Raw genomic sequence first — 11,179 nt, 5'->3', positions numbered from 1 at the left:
AGCACAACCTTGCCAAGGTTGGGGTCGCGAGTTCGAGTCTCGTTTCCCGCTCCAGATAAACGAAAAACGGCGGCCTTTCGGCCGCCGTTTTCGTTTTCGCCCTTTCTCATTCACCGCTGCGTCTGTGTGACGGGCATAGATACATCGCACGACCGTTTTGGGTTTGTGGCGCGAAGAACCTGCTGACGCCTTTTCTCTTCCTCGAACCTCGCCCCTCGAAACTCGCCCCTAGAACCTCGCTGCTCTCCCCGTACCTCGCATTCGCGGCAGCCGCGGGGCCGATCATGGCAGGCGCTCGCGCAGCGCGGCGAGCTCGGTCTGGAGTGAGGCCACCTGCCGCTCCAGATGCTCCACCCGCTCGGCGAGGGCGCCATCTCCGCCCGTGGCCGCGGCTGCCGGCCGCGTCAGCTCCTCCAGTTTCGGCTCACCACAGAGCAGGTGGGCGAAGCGCTGCTCCCGGGTGCCGGCCTGTCGCGGCAGCTCGCGCACCAGCGGCGGCTCGTGGTGGATCAGGCTTTCCAGCGTCTCGTGTACGGTGGCGAGGTCCGGCAGGTCCGCGAGTCGTGCGGCGTTGGTGCGCAGCTCACCGGGCGTCTGCGGGCCTCGCAGCAGGAGTGCGCAAAGCAGGCCCAGCTGGCGGCGGTCGAGCATGTAGGTGCCGGCGAGCTTGTGGTCGTAGCGCTCGGTGCGGCCGCTGAAGCTCGCGTGGATCAGCCCGCGGTCGCGGAGCTGGTTCACGGTGTGGCCCACGTCCCCCGGCGTCAGCTGCATCACGGGGTGGCGCGCGCTCTTCTGGTTGCACGCGGACACCAGTGCATTGAGCGTGAGCGGATATTGGTCCGGTGTCGTGCGCTGCTTCTCCATCAGGCAGCCGATCACGCGGGCTTCGATGGGGCTCAGTAGTGGCTCGGGTTGGTCGTTGTTGTGGTCGTGCATGTTGGTCGTCGTACCCCGGTGCGGCCACGGCCGTGCGCCGCGCCGGATAACAAGTTACCGGCTTCCGTTCATCGCGCCACATCTTCCCAGATGTTGCATGTCTCGGGCAGGTAGTGGGCGACGCCCTCGAGGATGCCGGCGGCGTAGTAGCCGTTCATGCCGTAGAAGTCTCCCTTCGCCTGGTACAGCCGATCGGGGTAGCCGGCGGCCTCGGCGAGACCGGCGGCGTCTGCGCGCACGTCTGGAGTGGCGTTGGCCACGAGCACGGCATTGATGGGGCCCGTCAGCATGGCCAGGTCGTTGCCGCTGTCGCCGGCGCAGACGGTGTGCTCCGCCGTCAGACCCTCGTGCTCGACCAACCATTGTACGGCGGTGAGCTTGCTCGCGGCCGCCGGCAGTACGTCGAGGAGGCCCGTGCCGGCATGCTCGTCGAGACTCCAGATCAGATTGGCAGCGACCCCCTCGTGTACGAAGCGCGCTTCGATCTCTGCCAGGCGTGTGGGGCGGTCCCAGTCCTCGGGTGTGTAGTAGCTGAGCTTGCAGGGGCCTTGCTTGGCCGGCTCTTGCAGCAGCAGCCCCTCGATGTCGGCGATCATGCGATGCAGCGTCTGGCCGTCGCGCCCACCCCAGCTCGCGGCGATCTGCTGCTGCCAGTCGTGCTGCGGCAGCCAGGTGTCGTCCTCTACGCGGTAGATGCTGGTGCCGACGTCGCCGATGAGATAGTCGGGCACTGGAATCTTGAATTCCGCGATGGCTTGGTCCACCAGCGCGTGATGGCGGCCCGTCACATAGGCCACTCGGACTTCGGGATGGGCAGCCAGTGCCCGGAAGCGGGGCCTGGCGCTGGTGGACTCCGGTTGGGAGCCGTTCGGCAGCAGCGTGCGGTCCAGGTCGGTGCAGATGAGAATGGCGCCGTCGCGTGCGGACATCTTGCCCCCTTTCATGCTGGTCGGTTGCGGTGAATGACGCCGCCCGACATGCCGGTGCCGGGCGTGCGCGGCGGCCTTCAGGCCGTGCCCTCCAGCGCCGGCTCCCTGGGCACCTGGCAGGCTTCGAAGAAGCGATAGTGCTCGATGGCCTCCATGATGCCGGCGGCGTAGGGTGCCTCGGCGAAGTAGATGCCCTCGGTGTCGATGAGCTGGGAGAGCTCCTCGTGGTGGCGGTTGGCGACCACCACCGCGAGGGTGTTGCCGCGCATCATATCCTCGTCGGCGCCGCTGCCGCCGGCCGCCAGGCAGTGCTCCAGCGGGATGCCCCATTGGTCGGCCACATAGCGCAGCGCCAGGCCCTTGGAGGCGCGCGCCGGCACCACGTCCAGGAACTGCCCGAACGATAAGTTCAGGTGCACGTGCAGGTCCGCCTGGTGCAGCAGGCTGGCGATCTCATCCAGGCTGGGCGAGACTTCCGGGTCGATGTAGAAGCTCACCTTGAAGCGGCTCTGCTCGGTGCGGGGCTGGCGCTCGATGCCGGGCAGGTCGGCGAGGGCATCTCGTACCCGCCGTGGATACCAAAGGTAGTCGATATAACGCGACCAAGCGAAATCCCGCGTCAACTGCGGGGCATAGTAGATCTCGGTGCCGAGCCCGGTGATCAGGACGTCGGGGCGGGGGATGCCGTAGCGGCGCATGGTGGCCAGCGCCGAGTCCAGCCGCCGGCCGGTGGCGATGCCGAAGCTGGTGCACTTGCGGTTCTCGCGGATGACGCGGATGAAATCGGCGAGGGCGTCCGGATCGCCAAGCAGATTTTGGTCCAGATCGGTGAAGATGGCGCGGTCGTGGTAGAGCATGGGCCGGCGCGTGACGGGCGCCCGCGGCGGCGGCTCCACCCGCTCCAGCAGCGGGCCGATGGCGTTCATGTAGCTCTCGGCGTGGGCCTGCCAGGAGTAATGCTGCTTGACGCCGTTGACCCCGTTCTTGGCGTACTGTCGCCAGCGGTTGCGGTCGCTCAGGATCTTGAGCAGGGCCTTGGTGATGTCCTGCGCATCCAGCGGGTCGATGAGGATGCCGTTGGAGCAGTGCTTGACGATGTCGATGGGCCCGCCGTCCTCGGTGGCGACGATGGGCAGGCCGCTGGCGGCGGCCTCGATGAGCGTGAGTCCGAAGGGCTCGGTGAGGGCCGGGTTGATGAACACGCCGCGGGAGGCGGCCGCGAGCTGGTAGAGGATCGGCACTTCGTCCGAGCTGTGGTGCTTGGGGTAGGCAACCCGTCCGTACAGATCGAATAGGTCGATGAGGATGAGGATATCCGTCAGCACCTGCTGGGCGCCGGCGTCCAGCTCGCGGATGTCGTCGCGGTTGCCGGCGACGATCACCAGATTGGCCAGATCCTGCAGTTCTTTGGATTCGCCATAGGCCTCAACGAGGGTGGCGATGTTCTTGCGCTCGTCCGGGCGTGAGAGCGCCAGGATCATGGGCCTGCCAGGCTGGTGCAGGAAACGCCCGAGCTCCTGGCGCATGGGGGCGCGCTGCTCGGTGCCGTCGGGCGGGTGAAAGCGCTTCAGGTCGGTGCCCGGCGGAATGACACTCATGCGATCGGGCTGGTAGTGATCGTAGAGGCCGTATTGCTCTTCGATTTCCTGCGTGGTGCTGGTGATGACCAAGGCCGCGGCGGCGAGGGTTTCTTCTTCGGCGTTGATGCGCCGGTCCATGTTGTAGCGCGCGTCGATGGCCTCCTGCTTGATGCCGGAGGCGAGCAGGCGCTGGCGCTTGACCCGGCCCAGCGAGTGTCCGGTATGCACCAGCGGCACGCCGAGCTGCGCCGTGAGCCGGGCACCCACATAGCCCGCGTCGGCGTAGTGGCTGTGCAGCAGCTGCGGCAGGCTGTCCTGCTCGCGCAGAAAGCCCAGCATGTTGTCCGAGAAGGCGTCCAGGTGGTCCCAGAGCTGCTCCTTCGGCAGGTAGCCCGCAGGGCCCGCCTCGATGCGCACGATGCGCGCGCCGTTGCCGAGGTCCTCCAGGGGCTCTGCGTAGTCGCGGCCCACGTTCGGATCGTCCACCAGCCGTGTGAAGAGGTCCACCCGCGCCACGTCATCCCGCGCCGCCAGTGCCCGCGCGAGCTCCACCACGTAGAGCGTCTGCCCGCCGGTATCTGCATCCCGGCCGAGCTCCAGGCTCTGGCCGCGGATCAGGCCGTGGACGCTGATGAGGGCGATGTAGAGGGGGCGACGGTCGTCGGGCATGGTGTCATGGCTGGCACTGAAATCGGGCTATCAGCCTAACGCCTGGCGGCCGTTGTCTCCAGTGGCGTCTTGGCCGATGGCGGCATCGTCGCCCGCGAAAGTCAGGTCTAAGACGCACATGCTGACAATGTTGTTCTCGATCTCGCGGGCGGCACGGCACCCGCGTCAGGCTGGCTGTGCGTCCTCGCCGAGGGCTTTCACGTAAACCTTGGAGTTACGCCGCGCGTTGTATGCCGCCTGCCGCGCTGGCGGTAGAGCATCGACGCCGGCGGGCTCGAAGCCGCGCTCGCGGAACCAGTGCGCGGTCTGGGTGGTGAGGACGAATAGGTGGGTCAGCCCGCGCTCGCGGGCCAGGGCCTCCATGTGCGTAAGCAGCCGATCGCCGCGGCCACGGGTGCGGTAATCCGGGTGCACGACCACACAGGCCAGCTCCCCGATCTGCGCCTCGGGCCAGCAGAACAAGGCCGCACAGGACACCACGGTGCCGTCGCGCTCGGTGACGCGGAAGCGGTCGATGACCTCTTCCAGATCTTCGCGCGGGCGGGGCACCAGCACGCCGGCGCGCTCCAGCGGCTCGAGCAGGGCGCGAATACCCGGAATGTCGTCAATGCGGGCAGGCCGCAGCTCCTCGAAGGGCCGGTCGGAGACGAGGGTGCCGGCGCCGTCGCGGGTGAAGAGCTCCTGCAGCAGCGCGCCGTCCTGCGCCCGCGGAATCAGATGCACGCGGCGGATGCCGCTGCGGCAGGCGTCGGCGCTCGCGCGCAGCGCCTGTGCCAGCTCCTCCGGCGGCTCCGGGTCGCCGGCGAGCAATGCGTCGACGTCGCTGGCCAGCAGATTCGAGGCGGCTCGACCCTCGGCATCGGTGACGCCGTTGCCCTCCACCAGAAAGATGAGCTTGTCTGCTGCCAGCGCTACCGCGGCGGCACGGGCCACGTCGGCAGCCGCCAGATTGAACACCTCGCCCGTCGGCGAGTAGCCGATGGGGGGCATCAGCGCGACGGCGCCGGCGTCCAGTGACGCACGCAGGGCCTCGCGGTCGATGCGTCGCACCTTGCCGGTATGCTGATAGTCCACGCCGTTCAGCACGCCGATGGGCCGTGCGATGACGAAGTTGCCGGAGGCCACGGGGATGCGCACGCCGGCCATGGGGGAGTTGGCGAGGCCCATGGAGAGCAGTGCCTCCAGCTCCACGCGGGCGCTGCCGGCGGCCTCCTTGACGCAGCTTAGGGCCGCATCGTCGGTGATGCGCACGCCACCGACATAGTGCAGCTCGGCGCCGCGCTCGGCGAGACGGCGCTCGATCTGCGGGCGGGCGCCGTGCACCAGCACCAGCCGGATGCCCAGCCCGTGCAGCAGGGCGATGTCGTGCACCAGGGTGGGTAGATCGGGGTCATCGAGGGCCTCGCCGCCGAAGACGATGACGAAGGTATGCCCGCGGTGGGCATGGATGTAGGGCGTGCACTGACGGAACCAGTGCGCGAAGGGGGTGGCGTTGTTGTTGTTGGCTGACACGGCTTGATTGCTGCGGGCACGGCTGTGGCGAAAGCATCACTGTGCGTAGAGAGGAGCACAGCCTAATCGCATCGGCGCCGACTCGGTGCTGCCCGCAATCCGGCCCAAGCTTGCTCAGGCGATTGCGCAGCGAGTGCGGCGTCATGTCGAGCGGCTCGGCCGGGGCGGTGCGGTTCTAATGGATGGTTTCCAAGGCTTTGAGTATGTGACTTTTTTTGGGTGTCGTCCAACTCGGCTTGCGGCGGCCGGGGCGCCGATGTCAATGCCGTTTCCGCCGGGGCGTGCATGTCGGTCAGGCAGTGCTTGCCGTGGCGCTGCTTGAGAGTACCGCTGTGCAAGAACGGCCAGCTGAGGGCGCTGTCTGCGCGACGGATGCGCCGCGCCGCGATACCGGTGTTGTTCGTCGCTGTATGGCGGCGGGGTCGGTGCGCGGTATTGGGCGGGCAAGATCGGGTGATCTTTGCCAGGGATCGGGCGTTGGCACAGAATAGCGGGATGTCCGCGCCGCTCGCCGTGCGCCGTCGCAAGCTTTCGCCGCTGTCATCATGCATCTTCACGAGTTTCAGGCCAAGAGACTGCTCGCCGAGCGCGGTGTGCCCGTCCCTGTCGGGCAGGTGGCGGCCAGCGCAGAGGCCGCCGCGGCCGCGGCCCGCGCCCTCGGCGGCGCCGCCTGGGTGGTGACGGCGCAGGTGCACGCCGGCGGCCGCGGCAAGGCCGGCGGTATCCAGAGCTGCACCGATGTCCCGGCGGTGGCTGCGGCCGCGGCGGCACCCATAGGCCGCCGGCTCGTCCCCCACCAGACCGGCCCCCGCCGGCTGCCGGCGGGCCAGGTGCTGGGGGGGGGGGCCACCGACGTCGCACGGGAGCTCTATCTCGCTGCGCTGGTAGACCGCGCCGCCGGGCGGGTCGCCTTCATGGCTTCCGCCGCCGGGGGCATGGATATCGAGGCCGTTGCCGCCGAGACGCCGGAGCGCCTGCTGCTGACTCGCATTGAGCCGGCCGTGGGTCTGCTCCCCTGGCACGCGCGCCGGCTCGGCTACGCGCTTGGCCTGGAGCGGGCGCAGGTGGGCGTCCTTGGCAAGATCTTGGCCGGCCTCTACCAGCTGCTGCAGGATGCCGACGCGTCCCTGGTGGAGATCAACCCCTTGGTGGTCACCAGGGACGGGCAGCTTCTGGCCCTGGACGCCAAGGTGAATCTGGACGACAACGCGCTGTATCGCCACCCAGCGCTGGCGGAGCTGCGGGACGCGTCGCAGGAAGACCCGCGCGAGCTCGCCGCCGCCGCGCATCAGCTGAGCTACATCGCGCTCGACGGCGACATCGGCTGCATGGTCAACGGCGCCGGGCTTGCGATGGCCACCATGGATCTCGTGCAGCTCCACGGCGGCGCGCCGGCAAACTTTCTGGACGTGGGGGGCGGCACCAGCGCCGAGCGGGTGGCGGAGGCCTTCAAGCTGATCCTGAGCGATGGCCGCGTGCGCGCTGTGCTGGTGAATATCTTCGGCGGCATTGTCCGCTGTGACCTCATCGCCGAGGGCATCATCGCCGCGGCCAGGGAGGTGGCGCTGAGCGTGCCGCTGGTGGTGCGCCTGGAGGGCACCCGGGCCGACGAAGGCCTGGCGCTGTTGGCGGCGAGCGGGCTGGCCTTGCAGACCGCAAGCAGCCTCACCGACGCCGCCGAGCGGGCCGTGGCCGCGGCCGCCGCCGGGCCAGCCGCCTAACCAGACGCCCGACAGCCGCCGCACCGCCGGTCGGCACGGCGCCAGCCCCGAGGAGCATCCATGTCCGTACTCGTCGACGCAGACACCCGTGTCATCTGCCAGGGATTCACCGGCCGGCAAGGGACCTTTCACAGCGAGCAGGCGATCGCTTACGGTACCCAGCTGGTGGGCGGCGTCACGCCGGGCAAGGGCGGGCAGCGGCATCTCGAGCGGCCCGTATTCGACACCGTGCACGACGCGGTGGCCGAAACCGGTGCCGATGCCACCATGATCTATGTGCCGGCTGCCTTCGCGCCGGACGCCATCATGGAAGCCGCGGACGCAGGCATCCGCGTCATCGTCTGCATCACCGAGGGGATTCCGGTGCTGGACATGCTGCGGGTGCGCGCGGCGTTGGCGGGACGAGACGCTGTACTGATCGGCCCGAACTGTCCGGGCATCATCACCCCCGGCGCCTGCAAGATCGGCATCATGCCGGGCGCCATCCACAGCCCGGGGCGGGTCGGCATCGTCTCGCGCTCGGGCACACTCACCTACGAGGCCGTCTATCAGACCACGGCGGCCGGACTCGGGCAGAGCACCTGCATCGGGATCGGCGGCGATCCGATCCACGGCCTCGACTTCATCGACTGTCTCGATCTGTTCGAGCAGGACCCCCAGACCGATGCGATCCTGCTGGTAGGCGAGATTGGCGGCGATGCCGAAGAGCGCGCGGCGGCCCATGTCGTCGAGCGCATCAGCAAGCCGGTGGTGGCCTATATTGCTGGCGTCACGGCGCCGCCCGGTAAGCGCATGGGGCACGCGGGCGCCATTGTCAGCGGCAGCGCGGGCACCGCCGAAGGGAAGTTCACGGCGCTCGCCGCCGCTGGCGTGCAGATCGTGCGCTCGCCGGCAGAGATGGGGTCTGCTGTGGTGGCGCTGCTGGGCGCCTGAGGGGCGTTGCCGGCTAAGCGCCGACGACGCTCCGGCAACTCCACGTCGGTTCTGCGGAAGTTGCGGGTGCGCGCGGCTGGTGCCGAGGCCAGCGCACTCTTATACTGCCCCGCGTTGCCAGTCCCCAGCCCCTAACCGGAGGACCCAATGAAAAAGGTCGAAGCCATCATCAAGCCGTTCAAGCTCGACGACGTCCGCGAGGCCCTGTCGCAGGCGGGCATCACGGGCATGACAGCCATCGAGGTCAAGGGCTTTGGCCGCCAGAAGGGCCACACCGAGCTCTATCGCGGTGCCGAGTACGTGGTGGATTTTCTGCCCAAGGTGAAGATCGAGCTCGTGGTTGCCGACGATCAGCTGGACATCTGCGTGGATGCCGTCACCAAGGCGGCGCGCACGGGCAAGATCGGCGACGGCAAGATCTTCATCAGCACCATCGACCGGGTGGTGCGTATCCGCACCGGCGAGGAGAACGAAGCCGCCGTTTAACGGCGAGGCATGCGCATCGGGTAGGGTGGCCGCAGCGCATCGGCAGCAGCTGCGGGCTTGTGCTCCGAGCGGCGATCGCGACAGCGCATGGCAGCCGGGGAGCCCTGCGCTGTCGCACATGCGCGCAGTCAGTTTTCGTCGAGCCCGAGGTAGTCCCAGATGCGCCGTCCGAGGCTGACCTCCTCCGGCGGGACGGTATCGTCGATGAAACGACCTTCGCGCCGGTTCAGCTCAAGCACCCGTCTGGCATCGGCTGCGAGGTCGTTCTTGCCGAGGCGGTCGTAGGCCTCGATCAAAACCTCCAGCGCGTCGTCCACCGCAGAGGTGCGCTGGAAGCGCTCGATCACGTATTGCGCCCGGTTGGCGGCGGCCAGGTAGGCGCCGCGCTTCATGTAATACTCCGCGACATTGACCTCGCTCTTCGCGAGGTTGCTGCGCAGATAGAGCATGCGCTGGCGGGCGTCCGCGGCGTATTTGCTGTCTGGAAAGCGGCGGACGAGCTCGCCGAAATCCTCGAACGCGTCCAGTGCGGAGCCCGGGTCCCGCTGGGACTGATCCGTCGGCACGAAGCGATCGATAAAGCCCACGCTGCGGTTGTAGTTGACGATGCCTTTCAGGTAATAGGCGTAGTCAACGTAGGGGTTCTGCGGGTACAGCTTGATGAACCGGTCCGCGGCGGCAATGGCCTGCTCGGGCTCCTCTGATTTGTAGAACGCGTACGCGATGTCGAGCTGGCCCTGCATGGCGTAGCGCCCGAACGGGTAGCGCCGCTCGAGCTTCTCGTACAGCTCGATGGCCCGTTTGTAGTTGGCGCCGTCCATTTCTCGGGCGGCTCTGTTGTAGAGCTCGGCGGCAGTCCAGCCTTCGGTCTCATCGAACTCTTTGCCGATGATGCCGCAGCCGGATAGGCCGATGGCGAGCACAAGTATGGCGAGGACTGCGCGCATCGCGGAACGGATCGCAGGTGGCAAAACAGCCCACAATTGTAACGAATGTTGGTGACCAGCACAGGGCAACCCGAGGACGACGGTGACGGCGCGGATATCCCGACGGCGCCGGAAGCCGACGGGCGGCGGATTGAGCGCAGCCTGGAGATCGCGCCGGCGGACGCAGGCCGGCGACTCGACCAGGCGCTGGCGCAACTGTTGCCCGACTTCTCCCGAGGGCGGATTCAGGCCTGGATCGATGCCGGCATGGTCGAGCTGGACGGCCGTCCCACGAAGCGCCGAGCCCGGCTCACCGGGGGCGAGCGGGTGGAGATCCGCGCCTGGGTGCCGACTCTGGAGGCCCACGCGCCGGAGCCGATGGACCTGAACATCCTGTACGAGGATGCGCACCTGCTGGTGATCGACAAGCCCGCGGGTCTGGTGGTGCACCCCGCAGCCGGCAATTGGTCCGGAACGCTGCTGAACGGTCTCTTGTCTTACGACCCGGCCCTCGCGGGTCTGCCGCGCTGCGGCATCGTGCACCGCTTGGACAAAGACACCAGCGGTCTGCTGGTGGTGGCCCGAACGCCTGCCGCCCACAAGTCCCTGGTGGAGCAGCTCCGCACGCGCAGTGTCACCCGCGAGTATCGGGCGTTGGTTGTGGGCAAGGTCACCGCTGGTGGCCGCGTCGATGCACCCGTCGGCCGGCATCCGGTCCGGCGTACTGCGATGGCCGTCACTGCCGCCGGCAAGCCCGCGCTGACCGACTATCGGGTGCTGGCCCGTTTTCCCGGCCATACGCTGCTCGCGCTGCGCTTGCACACCGGGCGAACCCACCAGATACGTGTGCACATGGCCCACATCGGCCATCCTCTCGTGGGGGATGCGCTCTATGGCGGCACCCGGACGGCCGGGGCCGGCTTGCCGCCGGCAACGGCTGCTGCGGTGCGAGCCTTTTCGCGGCAGGCCCTGCATGCGATCGCGCTGGGGCTCAGGCATCCGGAGACCGACGCGCCGATGCGGTGGGAGGCGCCGATGGCGCCCGACTTTGCGGCGCTGCTGGCACGCTTGGAGTCGATGCGTGAGCCCTGACGATGAGCCCTGACGATCTGATCGTGCCGGACTGGCCCGCGCCACCGCAGGTGCGCGCCTGCAGTACCACCCGCTTGGGCGGTGTGAGCAAGGGGCCTTATGCGTCGCTCAATCTTGGTCAGCATGTGGGGGACGATCCGGCGGCGGTTGCCGCCAACCGCGCACGGCTGCGCAGCGCGTTGGATCTGCCGGCGGAGCCGCTGTGGCTCGCGCAGGTGCATGGCTGCGAGGCGGTGTCGGCGGATGTGGATGCCGGTGCACCGCCCGCGGCGGATGCGGCGGTTGCCCGCCGGCCAGGGCGCGTCTGTGCGGTGCTTACCGCCGACTGTCTGCCGGTGCCCCTCTGCGCGTGCGACGGCAGCGTCTGCGCCGCCGTGCATGCGGGCCGGCACGGG

Annotated in this window: 10 protein-coding genes; 5 read left to right on the top strand and 5 right to left on the bottom strand. The window is 68.4% G+C overall.

Annotation, left to right across the window (positions count from 1 at the left end):
• Positions 1 to 282: 282 nt before the first annotated feature.
• From I6U14_RS12715 to argA, 4 genes are all read right to left on the bottom strand, one after another.
• Positions 283 to 936 (bottom strand): YceH family protein, encoded by a 654-nt coding sequence (locus I6U14_RS12715; protein ID WP_296899853.1) that lies wholly within the window; start codon positions 934 to 936, stop codon positions 283 to 285.
• A gap of 68 nt (positions 937 to 1,004) precedes the next feature.
• Entirely contained in the window at positions 1,005 to 1,880 is an 876-nt protein-coding gene (locus I6U14_RS12710; RefSeq protein WP_296899851.1) for an HAD-IIB family hydrolase, read from the bottom strand.
• A gap of 62 nt (positions 1,881 to 1,942) precedes the next feature.
• Positions 1,943 to 4,114: an HAD family hydrolase gene (locus I6U14_RS12705; protein WP_296899850.1), complete on the bottom strand. Its 2,172-nt coding sequence runs from the start codon at positions 4,112 to 4,114 to the stop codon at positions 1,943 to 1,945.
• 165 nt (positions 4,115 to 4,279) lie between these two features.
• Entirely contained in the window at positions 4,280 to 5,626 is a 1,347-nt protein-coding gene (gene argA, locus I6U14_RS12700; protein ID WP_296899848.1) for an amino-acid N-acetyltransferase, read from the bottom strand.
• A 545-nt stretch (positions 5,627 to 6,171) separates the two neighbouring features.
• Between argA and sucC the strand changes: the two genes are divergently transcribed.
• From sucC to I6U14_RS12685, 3 genes are all read left to right on the top strand, one after another.
• Entirely contained in the window at positions 6,172 to 7,347 is a 1,176-nt protein-coding gene (gene sucC, locus I6U14_RS12695) for an ADP-forming succinate--CoA ligase subunit beta (RefSeq protein WP_296899846.1), read from the top strand.
• A 60-nt stretch (positions 7,348 to 7,407) separates the two neighbouring features.
• Complete coding sequence (sucD, locus tag I6U14_RS12690; RefSeq protein ID WP_296899844.1) at positions 7,408 to 8,280, top strand: succinate--CoA ligase subunit alpha; 873 nt, start codon at positions 7,408 to 7,410, stop codon at positions 8,278 to 8,280.
• Positions 8,281 to 8,427: 147 nt separating this feature from the next.
• Complete coding sequence (locus tag I6U14_RS12685) at positions 8,428 to 8,766, top strand: P-II family nitrogen regulator (protein ID WP_200241438.1); 339 nt, start codon at positions 8,428 to 8,430, stop codon at positions 8,764 to 8,766.
• A gap of 128 nt (positions 8,767 to 8,894) precedes the next feature.
• On the opposite strand, the gene I6U14_RS12680 is transcribed toward I6U14_RS12685, so the two are convergent.
• Positions 8,895 to 9,713, bottom strand: a complete 819-nt coding sequence (locus I6U14_RS12680) for an outer membrane protein assembly factor BamD (RefSeq protein ID WP_296899841.1) — start codon at positions 9,711 to 9,713, stop codon at positions 8,895 to 8,897.
• 51 nt (positions 9,714 to 9,764) lie between these two features.
• Between I6U14_RS12680 and rluD the strand changes: the two genes are divergently transcribed.
• Entirely contained in the window at positions 9,765 to 10,784 is a 1,020-nt protein-coding gene (rluD, locus tag I6U14_RS12675) for a 23S rRNA pseudouridine(1911/1915/1917) synthase RluD (RefSeq protein ID WP_367115665.1), read from the top strand.
• 2 nt (positions 10,785 to 10,786) lie between these two features.
• Positions 10,787 to 11,179 (top strand): laccase domain-containing protein (locus tag I6U14_RS12670; protein ID WP_296899839.1); only part of this gene is annotated, 393 nt, incomplete at its 3' end.

Source organism: Thiohalocapsa sp. (genome assembly GCF_019695415.1).
GTDB lineage: Bacteria > Pseudomonadota > Gammaproteobacteria > Chromatiales > Chromatiaceae > Thiohalocapsa.
Note: the sequence above shows the minus strand (reverse complement) of the source record. Positions and strands in the feature narration are given on the sequence as shown.

What these genes read in the sequence shown, in the direction of transcription:
- sucD (WP_296899844.1), top strand. Translation starts at nt 7,408, where the DNA reads ATGTCCGTACTCGTCGACGCAGACACCCGTGTCATCTGCCAGGGATTC.
- I6U14_RS12710 (WP_296899851.1), bottom strand. Translation starts at nt 1,880, where the DNA reads ATGAAAGGGGGCAAGATGTCCGCACGCGACGGCGCCATTCTCATCTGC.
- sucC (WP_296899846.1), top strand. Translation starts at nt 6,172, where the DNA reads ATGCATCTTCACGAGTTTCAGGCCAAGAGACTGCTCGCCGAGCGCGGT.
- I6U14_RS12680 (WP_296899841.1), bottom strand. Translation starts at nt 9,713, where the DNA reads ATGCGCGCAGTCCTCGCCATACTTGTGCTCGCCATCGGCCTATCCGGC.
- I6U14_RS12685 (WP_200241438.1), top strand. Translation starts at nt 8,428, where the DNA reads ATGAAAAAGGTCGAAGCCATCATCAAGCCGTTCAAGCTCGACGACGTC.
- I6U14_RS12705 (WP_296899850.1), bottom strand. Translation starts at nt 4,114, where the DNA reads ATGCCCGACGACCGTCGCCCCCTCTACATCGCCCTCATCAGCGTCCAC.
- I6U14_RS12715 (WP_296899853.1), bottom strand. Translation starts at nt 936, where the DNA reads ATGCACGACCACAACAACGACCAACCCGAGCCACTACTGAGCCCCATC.